Raw genomic sequence first — 14,828 nt, forward strand, 5'->3', positions numbered from 1 at the left:
ATGCAGGCGCTGCTTGATCTCAAACTGCTGACAACCTTTGTCCGTGCCGCCCATGCAGGCACACTGAGTGCCGCCGCCATTCAGGTCGGGCGTACCCAATCAACCGTCACCATGCAGATCCAGCGACTTGAAGATGCGCTGGGTCAAAGCCTGTTTCATCGCTCGGGCAGTGGAGTGCGGCTGACCGGGGCGGGGGAGCGGTTTCTCGGTTACGCCGAACGCATCTTGCGCCTGCATGATGATGCGGTCTCAAGCTTCTCCGATCAGGGATTGCGCGGTGCCATCACCTTTGGTTGCCCCGAAGATTACCTGATCGCCTTTTTCCCGGCCTTGCTCAAAAGCTTCGGCGCGATCCACCGCGATATCGAAATCCGGGTGGTGTCGGCCCCGACGCCGGAATTGCAAAAGCTCCTGCATGCCCGCCAGATCGACATGGCGCTGGTCTCGACCCCGGATATCACGACCGGTGGCGACTTCATCCGCACCGAACAACTCGCCTGGGTCGGCAGCAAACCGACATTGGAACTGCATGATTTCAACCAGAATACCGATCCGCAAAGCCCGATCCCGCTGGCACTTGCCGCCGCCAACGCCCTTGATCACCGATCCGCCCGTGATGCGATGGACGCGGCCAAACTGCCCTATCAAATCGCCTATGCCAGCAACAGTCTGGCGGGCCTGATTGCGGTGACCCGGTCGGGCTTGGCGATCAGTGTGATGATGCAAAAGGCAGTGCCGAGCGATCTTTTCATCCTGAAGTCGCCGCTGCCACCCTTGCCGAAACTGGGCCTTCGCGTCCTGAAGTCCGAGATTAATCCAAGCCCGGCCACACACGCATTCGCCGATCACATCACCAAGATGCTGCCGTTTCTTTAATGGAGGCGGTGGGGCGGGTCAGGTTTGCAAACCGGCACATCGGGCGGTGTTGCGGACGTGGGCCTGCATTTCGCGCCGCGAACGTTCGGCGTCATTGTCGCGCAGGGCGGCGATGATTTTGCGATGTTCGCCGATGGAGGCACGCATGCGTTCCGGATCGGTGATCGGGATCGGCTGGCGCTGGGTTTCGGTGATCTTGTCGCGCACCGCCTGATAAAGTTCGCGCATCATGCTGTTGGAGCACGCCTCAACAATCGTTGCGTGGAATTCCAGATCGGCCTCGACATTGGCGATCAGGTCTTGCTCGGCCCAGCATTTTTCCATGCGGTTGGTGGCGTCTTCCATCGCCTCAAGCTGGGTCGCCGTCAGGCGGCCACAGGCCAGCGCGGCGATTTCGCTTTCAAGGATCATGCGTGTCTGGAACACGTCAAAAACACTGTAGCTTTCCGAATAGCGCCATGGTGCCATGTCGGCTTTGGCGCGGCTGGCAGGGTCGGTGACAAAGGTGCCGCGCCCGGCTTCGGTCTTGATCAGGCCAAGCGTTTCAAGGGTCAGAAGCGCTTCGCGCAAGGAAGCCCGGGAAATGCCGAATTTCTGCGCGAATTCGCGCTGGGATGGGATCTTGTCGCCCGGCGTCAGCTCCCCGTTCTGGATCATGTCCTGAATTTGGCGTGCGACCGTTTGCGGCAGCGGCGTGCGGTTGAACATTCCCTCGTGTCCTTCTTGCGTATTTTTTGCTCAGTTGTCGGTATCAAAGCAAATCTGACTCATTTTTGCACAAACAATCTTGCACGTATCATCCAAATATGTTTGTCTGGCCTGACTGGTCTGACCAGTTAGACCAGAAGTATCTCAGGGTAGGCTAAAAACACAAGGAAATCATAATGAAGTTTCTCAACTTTCTGACGTCCAGCGTCGTTGGCGGCGTTCTTGCTGTGTCCTCACTGGCATCCGCAAACGCAGCAGACCTGACCGTTGGCGCCAATATCGGCAACGTGCCGTGGGAATTCGAAGAAGCTGGCGGCACCGTGGTCGGTTTCGAAGTCGATCTCGTCAATGAAATCGCAAGCCGCCTTGGCAAATCGGTCGAGTTCGTCAACATCCCGTTCAACGGCCTGTTCCCGGCGGTCCAGTCGGGCCGCATCGACATGGCGGTTTCGTCGATCACCATCACCGACAAGCGCCTTGAGTCTGTCACCTTCGCGCAGCCTTATTACGACAGTGACCAGTCCCTGACCGCCACCGCAGAAGGCGGCGTCACCGGCCTTGAAGCCATGGATGGCAAGGTCGTTGGTGTCGATACCGGATCCACCGGTGACATGTGGGTCACCGCAAATGGCGGCGAATACGGCATTGCCGATGTCCGCCGTTACGAAGGCCTGTCACCAGCCATGCTTGATCTGCAGGCGGGCCGTATTGACGGTTACGTAAGCGACATCCCGGCACTGCTCTATTACGTCAAGGACAAGCCGGCCCTTAAAGTGGTCGAGCGCATCACGACCGGTGAAAAATACTCGATCATGTTCAACAAGGATGCAGCCCTCGCAACCGAAGTGAATGACGTTATCACCGAACTGAAAAAAGAAGGCTTCATCGCCGGTCTGCATGAAACCTGGTTCGGTGCAACGCCGGAAGACACCACCTCGACCGTTCAGGTCCTTGATATGCCGACCCTTAAATAATCGCGCATATCGCTGATCATCCCTGCCGACGATGCCAATCCTTTTTCGGTGTCGTCGGCGGGGCAACCTGACCTGGTGGTAAAATGGATTTATTTTCGACTTTCTTTAACATTCCCGTCCTGATGCAAAGCCTGCCGCAGCTTATGAACGGCTTGCTTGTCACCATCGGGATCGGCGCAACCAGCATCATTGCCGGTCTGATCGGTGGCCTGTTTCTGGCCGTGCTGCGGCTCTATGCCGGGCCGGTGGTGACCGGGCTCGTGCGGGCCTATATCGATGTGTTCCGCTCGATCCCGCTTCTGGTGTTGCTGATTATTGTCTATTACGCGCTGCCCTTTGTCGGCATCAGGCTTTCGCCCTTCTTCTCGGCCGTAACGGCCCTGACACTGGTGTCCGCGGCCTATACGGCGGAAATTTTCCGTGCCGGGATCGAAGCCATCCCCAAGGGCCAGTTTGAAGCATCCGCAGCCCTCGGTCTGTCCAACCGCTATATCATGACCGATGTCATCCTGCCGCAGGCCATCCGCATCGTCATTCCGCCGCTGACCAATAACTGCATCAATGTGCTGAAGGACACCGCCCTGGCATCGGTTGTCGCCATGCCCGACCTGCTCAAACAGGCGACCCAGGCACAGGCCCTTTCCGCCAACCCGACGCCGCTGATTGGTGCTGCCGTGATCTATCTGATCCTGCTTCTGCCGATGGTGCGCTATGTCGCGCATCTTGAAAAACGTTTTAGCCGCGGGAGAAGCTGATGAAAGCGCCACTGATCAAAATTTCCAACCTGCGCAAGACCTATGGCCAGTTCGTGGCCCTGCACGGCATCGATCTTGAAATCGCCCAAGGCGAAGTGCTGTGCGTTGTCGGCCCGTCGGGCTCTGGCAAATCGACGCTCATCCGCTGCATCAACCATCTCGAACCGTTCGAGGCTGGCAGCGAAATCACCGTTGATGGCATTCCGGTGCGCCCGGGGCCTGACCTTGATCAGGTCCGGGCCGAAGTCGGCATGGTGTTTCAGTCGTTTAACCTGTTCCCGCACATGACCGTGCTGCGCAATGTCATGCTGGCCCCGATCCGGGTCCGCAAAATGTCCGAGGCCGATGCCGAAAAACGCGCGCGTGATCTGCTGGAACGTGTCGGCATTTCGGTTCAGGCCGACAAATACCCGGCCCAGCTTTCAGGCGGGCAGCAACAGCGTGTGGCGATTGCCCGTGCCCTTGCCATGGAACCGCGTGTGCTTCTGTTTGATGAACCGACATCTGCCCTTGATCCCGAAATGGTCGGTGAGGTTCTGGACGTCATGAAAAAGCTCGCCGGGACCGGCGTTACCATGGTCGTGGTCACCCATGAAATGGGCTTTGCCCGTCAGGTTGCGGACCGTGTCCTGTTCATGGATGGCGGCGCGATTATCGAGGCCGGAACGCCCAGCGAAATTTTCGATGCGCCGAAAGAAGAACGCACAAGGAACTTCCTCCACGCCGTTCTCGATCATTAAAATAAAAGACAAATCAACCGGAGGATGCCTTCAATGGCAGATCAACGTACCCTTGATATGGACTATGTCCACAGCCAGTTTCCCGCCCTCGCCAATGGCTGGACCTTTTTTGACAATGCCGGCGGATCGCAAATCCTGTCCAAGGCACTGGACCGCATCAATGCCTTTCTGATCGAGCGCAATGTGCAGATCGGCGGCTCCTACGAAGTCTCGCAAAAGGCCGCCGAAGCCCTTCTGGATGCACGAAAATCCGCCGCCCAGCTGGTCAACGCCAACCGCCCCGAAGAAATCATTTTCGGCGCCTCGACCACGGTATTGCTGCAAAATCTCGCACGCGCCATGCGCAGCCAGTTCAAACCGGGTGACGAGATTGTCGTTACCATCGGCGATCATGAAAGCAATATCGGCCCTTGGGTCGCACTTGAGGAATTCGGGGTTAATCTGCGCTTCTGGGAACCCGATGTCAAAACCGGCCGTCTCAGCCTTGATGGCCTCAAGGCCGCAATGAGCGACCGCACTAAACTGGTCTGCGTCACGCATGTGTCCAACATCATTGGCGAAATCAATCCGATCCGCGAATTTGCCGATTACGCCCATAAAAACGGTGCGAAAATCTGTATCGATGCCGTGGCCTATGCCCCGCACCGAGCAGTCGACGTACAGGCCTTTGACGCCGACTATTATGTCTTTAGCCTCTATAAAACATACGGCCCGCACGGGGCCATGATGTATGGCAAGTATGACCTGCTGCTCGAGCTTGATACGCTCTACCACTACTTCTACGGCAAGGACAAAGTCCCCGGAAAGCTCGAGGCCGGCAACCCCAGCTATGAAATGGCCTATTCGGTCTGCGGCATTGTCGATTACCTGACGGAGTTGGGTGGGCGGGCCATGGGAGACAAGTCCGGGACGGGCACCGTGCGCGATAAAATCGTCGCCGCCTATGACGCCATTGCGGCACAGGAAAACGCCCTGACTGAACGTCTTCTGACCTATCTGCGGGGGCGCAATGATTGCGTGATTGTCGGGCAGGATGACAACCGCGAAGGCACCCGCATCCCGACCATTGCGTTCCGCTTTGATGGCCGCAATGCAGAGGACGTCTGCAAGATCATTGACCGTGAAAAGATCGCCATTCGCTTTGGTGATTTCCATTCACGCCGACTGGTCGAATATATGGGCCTGTCTGATAATGCTGGCGTTTTGCGTGTGTCGATGGTGCACTACAACACGATTGAACAGGTAGACCGTCTGACGGCGGCGTTTGACCGCCTGCTTGACGCGACCGATCAATAAGGGGGCAGGCCACATCATGCAGTTTGACCGCATCATCAAAAACGGCACCATCGTCACCGCCAGCGACACCTATATTGCCGATCTTGGCATCAAGGATGGCAAGATTGCCGCCATCGCCGATGCCCTGACCGGCGCGGACGACATCGTTGATGCCACCGGGCTTTATGTCATGCCCGGCGGGATCGACAGCCACGTGCATATTGATCAGCCATCTGGCGATGGCATCGTCATGGCCGATGATTTCGAAAGCGGCACCCGATCAGCGGCCATCGGCGGCAATACCTCGATACTCGCATTCTGCATGCAGGAAAAGGGCGACAGCCTGCGTCATTCGCTCGATGTCTATCACGCCAAGGCGGATGGCAATTGCCATATTGATGTGGCCTTCCACCTGATCGTCACCGATCCGACACCCTCGGTTCTGGGGCAGGAACTCCCGGCCCTGGTCGAGGACGGCTATACCTCGTTCAAGGTTTTCATGACCTATGAAAACCTGCGTCTGCGCGATGATGAAATCCTCGATACCCTTGATGCCGCGCGCAATACCGGCGCACTCGTTCTGGTCCATTGCGAGAACGAGGACGCCATTCGCTTCCTGATCGGCCAGCACGAGGCCGCCGGCGAATTCTCCGCCAAATCCCACGCCACGACGCGCCCGATTGCCGCAGAGCGCGAAGCCACCCATCGCGCGCTGTCACTGGCCGAAATCGTCGATACCCCGATTGTGATTGTCCATGTGTCTAACCAGCAGGCGATGGAAGAAATCGAACGCGCCCGGGTACGCGGCTCCAAGGTCGTTGGCGAAACCTGCCCGCAATATCTGATGCTGACCGCTGATGACCTTGATCAGGATGAACTCGAAGGGGCGAAATTCGTCTGCTCCCCGCCGCCGCGTGACAAGGAAAGCCAGGACGCCTGTTGGGATGGACTGGAACGCGGTGTGTTTGACCTGTTCTCGTCCGATCATTGCCCGTTCCGCTTCAACGACCCGGAAGGCAAGCTGAATGAAAAGGGCAAGAAAAGCTTCCGCTGGATCCCAAATGGCATCCCCGGTGTAGCGACGCGTTTGCCGATCCTGTTTTCCGAAGGCGTGCAAAAGGGCCGCATCGACCTCAACCGCTTTGTCGCACTCACCGCCACCAATCACGCCAAACTTTACGGCATGTACCCGCAAAAGGGCACGATTGCGATTGGCTCGGACGCCGACCTGGCCCTTTGGGACCCCAATAAAAACGTCACCATCACCAACGACATCCTGCAACAGGGCTGCGACTACAGCCCCTATGAAGGCCTCGAGGTCAAAGGCTGGCCCGTCCACACCATCGTGCGCGGTAAAACCGTGGTCAAGGACGGCAAAGTCACCGGTCAAAAGGGCGACGGCAAATACCTGCCACGGCAGAAATCGAATTTGGTGACGTCCAAGCCGGTCTGATCAGACCGGCGCAAACGTCCACCACCCCACAGCGTCATTCCCGCGCAGAGCCTGTGCCCGCGAAAGCGGGTACGGGAATCGCGAGATGCAACTTTAAAAAAACAAAAGTCGCGCAGGTTGCGGGTGCTGCTGTTTAGTTTTCCCGCTGGGAAAAACTGCAAATTTGCCTTCGGTGTATTGATGCAGCTAAGGGGGGCTTGGACGTATTTTATGTGGGTTTCGATAGTTCTTTATAAGCCATTTCCACAGGTTCTTTGGGGAGGAAGTGTCCCGGAATCCAGTGTAGCGCAATGAATTCAGCAAAAGAACTTGCTGTCATGTGGATTACTGCAGCTATAACTATAGGCCAGTTGGTTTCATAGCCTTTTATTAAGTTTTCAAGTAAGAGACTGACGGCTTTTTTCTCTTTGTAATTTGGAACTGAGAAGTCGTTCCACAAAAGATTGACGAACTCGATCACTACATTTAGGTGACTTCTCAGGTCCGTGTTCCGACCCCCAATATTCCTCGCCAGCACCCTGAAACTCTCAAAGTCGTCATTGGTCGAGTTGTTAAAAACAGTGAAATAATCAATTGCGGTTGAAGACAGGAAGCGATGGTTGTGCTTTGCTAGCTGAACGATAAGTTCTGCGTAGCGGTCTTGGTTAATTATCTTCTGCGCTTTTGCGCACATGAAAATTGCTTGTATCCAAGTGGTCGCTAAGTTTTGGTAAGCGCTCTGCGCAATCGACCTTAATCCCAAATCTTCTGATATCAGAACAGACTGTGTTTCAATGGCAAGGTTAATTGCGTCGGCTGAGGTGCTCTCACCGTTTTCAAGTAACCAAGAGATTTCCTGTGGTGGATGGTCGGGGGAAAAAACTGACCTTAGGTGACATTCTTCGGAGATATGGTTAGCCATATTCTCTATTGTCAGTCGATCGTTCTGTCTGTCTTCCGTTGAGTATTCAGTTTTAAAGAACTCGCCATCTTTCCACGTAATGTGCATTGATTTCAGAGGTGACATTCTAGGTTCATTTAACAGCCCATAGATTTCATCCATGCTGCTATTTGAAAGGTAAATTTTGTTAAACATTTGATCTAAAATATCAAAAGAATCTAGTTCTTCGAAAATCCATGCAGAATAAGCATCAAGAACTGCGCTTTTGTGCGTAAGTATGCTGTCGAGGGCTGTTTTTCTTTCAGCGTGAGTCCCCAAGCATGCTCTAACCGTTTTTCCTCTCGATTTTATTAGAGACGGCACTTCTATTGTGCTTAGTCCCAGAAGTTTTGACATAACGGTGAGAGGGACTGCCTTCTCAGAATGAAGGTCTATTACTTCTTCTTGACGCTGTGATGTTTCACGAATGTTGTCCAAAATCGGAGTAATATCATCTCCTTCAGTTTCAAGAAGATGAATGCCTTCGTGGTTTGGAAAACGTACCTCATACGTTCTCAGCGTATCATTATAGGCATGCACATATTTGTGTTGAACATCAGTAACTGTCCATTCCGTGTTTGTGCCGGTTCCAACACTAAAGGTGACAGTTTCACCGGCTGACAAGCCGCTTAAATTGATTGCAAGGTCGTCCTTTTGCGAAATTGTGTCATTACCTTGAAGGTCTGGATTGTCTTCTATGGTGCGCTCGATAACTCTCCCACGACCATTGTCTATTCTAAACCAAGCGTCTGGGCCAATTTTGCTAACAACGGGAAGTGGTTCGCGACAAACTAGGGGAGACAGCAAGCCTGCATATTTTAGGGCTACCTCTGCATTTGTGGGATTGAGCCTGAGGAGCATATACCCCATTTCCAAAGCCCGCTCAGTAAAGCCGTGATGCATTAGGTATTGAGCAAAAACGGACTTTTGAACAGGAGACCCGGCAACGTCATCAGGAATACTTTCGACCAACTCTCGGCCTTCGCTGTTCCTGCTGTCTCGCTTCAATATGTGTAAGAGAGGGAGGTAATTGTTCAAGGTTGGAGACGCATGAATTACTTCTCGGAAGATGCTTTCAGCCGTCGCGAGATCGCGGTTGTTATAGAGCATAAGGCCTTTGCATTCTTTAAAGTATGGGAGTTCTCTGATTTCCTCAGGAAGCGCCGTAAAGAATTTTTGAGCTGCTTGTGTGATGGGAAGCTCAACGGCGAATGAAAAGGCTAATAACCGCAGTTCCCTGCTGTCCATTTCAGTGCTAATACGTCCGTTTAATAGCAAGATGACTTTTTTATAATCTTTGCGTTGGAACGCATAACTAGCAGTCATGGATATTGCAGGTAGCTGATTGTCATTTTTGCATATGCCTAATGCACTTTCGTATGCTCGTTTTTCTTGGCTTTCGTATCCTAGCTTCGACGCTATTTGTGCTATCGTAATTAATGCTCGAGCATCATCATTGAATTGATCTAATATCTTTTCATAAGCTTCGATACTTCTTTTTTTGGCGCTCAGCAGCTGGAATTTACCGACCGCTAGTAGTGCTTCAGTGAGCCGATTATCTATCTCGGGAATATTCGACTTCTGTAGCTCGGCAAAACCTATCAAGCCCTTCCAATCATCTGTCTCAGCATAAAAGCGAATAAGAGAGCTTGCTAACTCGTCAATCTTCTCGGCTTTTGGAAGTAACTCGGACATAAGGGCTTTGTCATGCTCGTCGAGAGCTACAGCGACAGCCCTCATTATTAAGTCCTTCTCGTCTCCAAATCTTTCCAAACCTTGTTTCACAACTACCAGAGAGGCCTCAGTTTGCCCCAGTACATGCAGTGTGAGTGAGGTGTTAAAACACAAAGAGATAGCTGTTCGATCACCAACAACTTCTGTTTTGTTAAATTCGTCCCACATTTCTTTGAGGGTCTTTGCTGCCTTCCTCATAGCAGCTAGTGAGGAAGGAGGCGGAGCTTGGTAGTACTTGAAGTCTTCACTGGTGACAACTTGGTCGCAGACGGATTCCGCATACATCCGCTGAACAAATTGATTGTTTGGGAAGTCTGATGCTAGCTTCTCTATGTATTGATGCGCCTCCGGTTTATCCGTCTGTGCCCGCAGGTAGATTCCGTATGAAATGCGTACTTCCTCAGACTCCAGTAGTTCGTTTGGGACGTTCTCAAACGGGTCTCTATCAGAGTTTACGAATAAGTAGGTTTGAACTAGAAGGCTAGCCACCGTCGCATTTTCAGGGTCTTGTTTTAACGTATCGGAAGCAAAACCGGCAGCTTCATCCCATTTTTCTTGGTCAGCTAATAGTTTAAGCTTCACTATGACTGCGCGCGGGTCCGTGGGAGCTAGAGAGATTGCCTCCTCAATTAATTTTATACCTTCGTTTTTATCGCCCAAACTAATAGTGCAGTAGCCGATATTGGCTTTGATTCTGAATAAGATTCGGGCGCTGGCGGAACTTTTAACCCTGTCCCACATTTCGCGGAACAGTTCTATTGCGACTGAGAGTTTGCCATCGGCCATGAACTTTTTGTGTCGCTCAATCTCAGCATCATAATCGGAATCTGAAGGAGGTGATGGCGGCGAGTTTACCTGAAGGTTTGCCATCAACTGGTCGAAACCCTCTTTTATCTCAAGTGAGACTTCAAGATTTTGAGATGCGAGATCTACTGTTCTTTCCGCTTGCGGCGTATATGACGGGTCGAAAGCTTTCATTGCTTTCGGGTATTCAGAAATCTTTTCTTCGAGTTGATCCCATCCCCAAACTATTATTGGCAGTTTTATGCCTTTTTTTGACAAGGTGTCGCCCATAATCCTGGCGAATTTTTGCAAGTTTGCGTCAGTGGGGGCTGTTGTAAAAAGATGAAACTCTTTAAGTCTAGGTTGGAATGTGAGTGCTTTGTTTATCTCTATTTCTAATTCGGGAATTGTTACCTGTTTACCTAAGCTCTTGCATTTACATTGCACGCCAACATGGTGACTAGGGTCTCCGTTCCTTATACCAGTTATATCGACGCCAGACTGATTTTGTCCTCTGCGTCCGTGTAGCTGGACGTTTGGATCATCAAGCATACAACTTAGTAAAACGGCCGAAGCCCTTTCAAACGCCTGTTCATCTTTAGGTGGATGAATGCTCGTTGATGTCAGCGCTGTCATGCAAACTCATGTAAAAAATTATTTCTTAGTTTCATGAGTTTACTATGAATTATTACTTGAGACTAGATAAGCGGTTTCTCATGTGAATTTTAGAGGTCGTATTAGTAGTACTACCTCTAGGATTTGAGGGGGCAGGGGTATCCCCAACCACTCCACCGGATGTCGCGGCTTTAGCCCTTCATAGAGATCCACCTGACAGCGACACGACTAGCCGGTCATCAGCATGTCTTGAGGACAATAGGCAAGTAGATCTGTTGTTTTCTAAACTCAGCGACTAAGCAGACGCGCCGACAACCAGATCAAACACCACCAACCCGGCGACACCACCCTCAAGCAGCCCAACCAACTGCCCACCCAAGGCCTTGTGCTCTGGGTGTTCCAGATAGGCATCGCGTGCTGCCGCATCGTCAAAATCAATTGAAAATCCGTGCCGGAAACCTTGTTCAAGCCCCTCCGGGCTGACCGAAACGCCGCCATCAAAGCCGCGCATGCCGGGGATGAGCGGTTTCAGGTCTGCCAGCTTGGCAAACAGGCTGTCGATTTCGGCCTTGGTGACCTCGGCCTTGAATTTGGTCAGAACAATGTGACGGATCATGGGGGTTCCTATGCAATAAGTTTGGCAAGGTATTCGACCGGATGCTGCGGCTTGACCCCTTCATAACGGTCCACCTGACAGCGGCAGGAATAGCCGGTCACCAGCATGTTTTGGGGGCCGGTGGCATCGACCTTCTTTTTCCAGCTGAGCTCATAGAGCTCGCGCGAGGTTTCCTGATGGCGGGTTTCGTGGCCATAGACGCCAGCCATGCCGCAGCAGCCGGTTTTTTCCGTGGTGAGCTTTAGGCCGAACGCGTCAAAAATCTTCTGCCATTTGACACCAACATCTGGGATGGAGGTCTTTTCCGTGCAATGGGGGAACAGGCGTGCCGGGGCATCGGGCGCGCTCATGTTAACGCCGTTATCAATTTTCGGCGGGGTCAGGCGGCCGTGCTCGATCTCGCCCGCCAGCCATTCATGGAACAGATGCACGCGATAATCCGGGCGGTTGCTCAGGCGCTGTTCGTATTCCTGCCGGTAGGTCAGGGTCACACTGGCCTCGATCCCGATCATCGGCACGCCGGATTTGGCGATTTTGCCCAGCACGATGTCATTTTGCTTGGCCTGATAATCAAAGCGTTTGAGGAACCCCTTCACATGCATCGCCTTGCCATTGGGGCGGTAGGGCGGCACGAAAACGCGATATCCAAGGCGCTGCAAAAGATCGACATGCGCCAGCACCACATGGGTATCGTAATGCGTGGTAAAGCAATCCTGCACAAGGATCACCGACTTGGCCTTTTCATCACCACTTAGGCTATCCAACTCCGCCTGCCTGAACTTGCCAATGCCGCGGGCGCGCAAGCCAGATTTAAGGCTCTGGCCGTGCAGTTTTGGCAAATCGGTCAGGCCGATGAAGCGTTTGAAGATCCAGGGCGTCGGCGGGATGGACTGCAGCGCGTTAAACAGCCCCGGTGCCTTTGCCAGAAGGGGTGCCATGCTTTCAAGCGACGCAATCACATGGTCCTTGATGGGGCGTTTGTAGCGCGTGTGATAGGTCTCAAGAAACCGGGATTTCATTTCCGGGATATCGACCTTGACCGGGCATTGCCCCGCGCACGCCTTGCAGGACAGGCAACCGGCCATCGCCTCATAGACGTCATGGGAAAAATCCCGGCCATTGATGACGGCCAGATCCTTGTTCATCGGATCGGTGCCGACAGAAAGCTGGCGGATCCATTCGCGGATCATTCCGGCCCGGCCCTTGGGCGAATGCACGCGCGATCGCGTGACCTTATAGGACGGGCACATGGCATCCATCAGATCCCAGTTAAAGCACGCCCCGTTGCCGTTACACCGCGTCGCGTTGAGGTATTCATCACGCAACGCATCCTCGATCTGGCGGTCAAACTGGCCGCGCATCGGGGCTTCGTCAATTGCGGTGATCGGTGTGTTTTTGCTGTACGGCGAGGCGATCTTGCCGGGGTTAAGCTGCCCTTCGGGATCGAACGCCTCCTTGATGCGGCGCAGAACGTCATAAAGCTCCGGCCCGAAATAGACGGGCGAGTATTCACCGCGGAACCCCTTGCCATGCTCGCCCCAGATCAGGCCGTTATAGCGTTTGGTAAGCGCGGCCACCGCGTCGGAAACGCGGCGGATGCGGGCTTCATCTTCCTCATCCATCATGTCAAGCAGCGGACGGACATGCAGGCAGCCGACATCGACATGGCCAAACATGCCGTAATCAAGTCCCTCGGCATCCAGCAATGCCCGGAATTCTGCAATGAAATCGGCCAGATTTTCTGGCGGCACGGCGGTATCTTCGACAAACGGTGTGGCGCGGCGTTTGCCCTCAAGGTTGCCGAGCAAGCCCACCGATTTCGCGCGGATCGACCAGATGGCGGCGATCTGCGCAGGGTCAGTCGCCTGCACAAAGCCGATGGGGGAAAAGTCTTCAGTCGGGTTGGCCTCAAGGTAGGATTTGAGCTCGGTTTGTTTGGCCGCGACCTCGGCCTCCGTCTCGCCGACGAACTCGACCACGTTAAAGCCGCGTGTCGGCGTCGTGCTGTTTTCCGTGCCAAGAAGCTTGCCCAGCATGTGCCAGCTTTCATCCTGCTCGGCCAGTTTCATGACCTTGTCATCGATGCTTTCAATCGCCACCGGGTCAAACTGCACCAGCGTTTTGACGTGACGCAGCGCACTATCAAAGCTGTCATAGCGCACCACCGTGACGGCCTTGAATTTCGGCATCGGAATGACGCGGAAGGTAATTTCCTTGACCATGCCAAGGCTGCCCTCGGCCCCGGCAATCAGAAACGACAGGTTCATGTCCCCGGTGTCAGATACCGCTTCCTTCAGATTATAGCCGGTAAGCCCGCGGTTCATTTCCGGGAAGGTTGATTTGATCTGATCCCGACGCGGGGCGATTTCGTCATGGACCTTTTTGTAAAGCTGCCCCACACGATCCGCGCGGTCCATGGTGTCTTTGGCTTCCGTTGCGTTCATGGCGCGGGTATTGAAATCCGTGCCATCGATCAGCACCGTGGTCATGTCATGGATGTAATGGCTGGTTTTGCCATAAATCCGCGATCCCTTGCCGGAGCTATCTGATCCGATCATGCCGCCCACCGTGGCCCGGCTTGCGGTCGATACCGCCGGCGGGAAGAAATAGCCATGTGGCTTCAGCCAGGCATTAAGCTGATCAAGCACCACACCGGGCTCGACATGCACAAGACCACGTTCGGCATCAAAGCCGAGGATATTGTTGAGATGTTTGGAGGTATCAAGAATGATCGTGTTATTAAGCGACTGGCCATTGGTGCCGGTGCCACCCCCACGCGGAGTGATTTTGACCTCGGAAAATTTCTCGCGCCCCGCCAGTTCCATCACGACATTGATGTCACCCCGCGTTTTGGGCTGCAGCACGGCGGTCGGCATCACCTGATAGACGCTGTTATCAGTGGCATTGATCAGGCGGGTCGGGAAATCGGCATGGATTTCACCGGCAAACTTGCCTTCGGCCTCCAGCGTTTTCAGAAAGCCCAGCGTCAGACTGTCCAGCGACCGATCCGGGGTGAGGGCTGGCAGCTTTTTGATCACGCTTTTGTTCGAAGCGTTGGTAACCGGATTGGTAACCGGGGTGGCAGCCGGGGCAGGGACGGACATCAGGCTCTCTCAATACTCGTATGATAATATCATATGCGTTTATCGGGTTTTTCCCGGTGCGGGCCGGGTCCCCGATCTGGCATGCCAACCCATTTGACCTGATCGCGATTGAATAGACAAATCGAAAATTCCGAAAGATTATTCAAAATAAGTGAATAATCAAAGCGCCGGGCAAGGTGCTCAGAACCGGCCACCCAAAAGCGCGGAAATAGCCGATTTCAAATCCTCATACAATTGGTCCCGCACTGTAATTCGCAGCCCAATTTCCTTGCAAGA

General features: G+C 53.6%; 10 protein-coding genes. 6 read left to right on the plus strand and 4 right to left on the minus strand.

Annotated features, from left to right (window positions below):
- On the plus strand, window positions 1–876 hold the full coding sequence (locus tag TH2_RS15695; RefSeq protein WP_008891416.1) for a LysR family transcriptional regulator: 876 nt from the start codon (window positions 1–3) through the stop codon (window positions 874–876).
- Window positions 877–894: 18 nt separating this feature from the next.
- Here TH2_RS15695 and TH2_RS15700 read toward each other — a convergent pair whose 3' ends face one another.
- Window positions 895–1,584: a FadR/GntR family transcriptional regulator gene (locus tag TH2_RS15700; RefSeq protein WP_008891417.1), complete on the minus strand. Its 690-nt coding sequence runs from the start codon at window positions 1,582–1,584 to the stop codon at window positions 895–897.
- A 176-nt stretch (window positions 1,585–1,760) separates the two neighbouring features.
- Here TH2_RS15700 and TH2_RS15705 point away from each other — a divergent pair, with 176 nt between their 5' ends.
- The 5 genes from TH2_RS15705 (at window position 1,761) to hydA (ending at window position 6,781) form a co-directional block, all read left to right on the plus strand.
- Entirely contained in the window at window positions 1,761–2,558 is a 798-nt protein-coding gene (locus TH2_RS15705) for an ABC transporter substrate-binding protein (RefSeq protein WP_008891418.1), read from the plus strand.
- A gap of 83 nt (window positions 2,559–2,641) precedes the next feature.
- On the plus strand, window positions 2,642–3,313 hold the full coding sequence (locus tag TH2_RS15710) for an amino acid ABC transporter permease (RefSeq protein ID WP_008891419.1): 672 nt from the start codon (window positions 2,642–2,644) through the stop codon (window positions 3,311–3,313).
- Window positions 3,313–4,053: an amino acid ABC transporter ATP-binding protein gene (locus tag TH2_RS15715; protein ID WP_008891420.1), complete on the plus strand. Its 741-nt coding sequence runs from the start codon at window positions 3,313–3,315 to the stop codon at window positions 4,051–4,053. The genes TH2_RS15710 and TH2_RS15715 overlap by 1 nt, the downstream gene beginning before the upstream one ends.
- 33 nt (window positions 4,054–4,086) lie before the next feature.
- Window positions 4,087–5,349, plus strand: coding sequence for a cysteine desulfurase-like protein (locus TH2_RS15720; RefSeq protein ID WP_008891421.1), 1,263 nt, complete (start codon window positions 4,087–4,089; stop codon window positions 5,347–5,349).
- A 16-nt stretch (window positions 5,350–5,365) separates the two neighbouring features.
- Complete coding sequence (hydA, locus tag TH2_RS15725) at window positions 5,366–6,781, plus strand: dihydropyrimidinase (RefSeq protein WP_008891422.1); 1,416 nt, start codon at window positions 5,366–5,368, stop codon at window positions 6,779–6,781.
- 208 nt (window positions 6,782–6,989) lie between these two features.
- On the opposite strand, the gene TH2_RS15730 is transcribed toward hydA, so the two are convergent.
- The 3 genes from TH2_RS15730 to TH2_RS15740 form a co-directional block, all read right to left on the minus strand.
- Window positions 6,990–10,853, minus strand: a complete 3,864-nt coding sequence (locus tag TH2_RS15730; RefSeq protein WP_008891423.1) for a tetratricopeptide repeat protein — start codon at window positions 10,851–10,853, stop codon at window positions 6,990–6,992.
- A gap of 274 nt (window positions 10,854–11,127) precedes the next feature.
- On the minus strand, window positions 11,128–11,448 hold the full coding sequence (locus TH2_RS15735) for a Dabb family protein (RefSeq protein WP_008891424.1): 321 nt from the start codon (window positions 11,446–11,448) through the stop codon (window positions 11,128–11,130).
- Window positions 11,449–11,456: 8 nt separating this feature from the next.
- A complete protein-coding gene (locus TH2_RS15740; RefSeq protein ID WP_008891425.1) occupies window positions 11,457–14,552 on the minus strand; it encodes an FAD-binding and (Fe-S)-binding domain-containing protein in 3,096 nt (1,031 codons plus the stop codon).
- Window positions 14,553–14,828 lie beyond the last annotated feature (276 nt).

Origin of the sequence: Thalassospira profundimaris WP0211 (assembly GCF_000300275.1) — a bacterium.
Lineage (GTDB): Bacteria > Pseudomonadota > Alphaproteobacteria > Rhodospirillales > Thalassospiraceae > Thalassospira > Thalassospira profundimaris.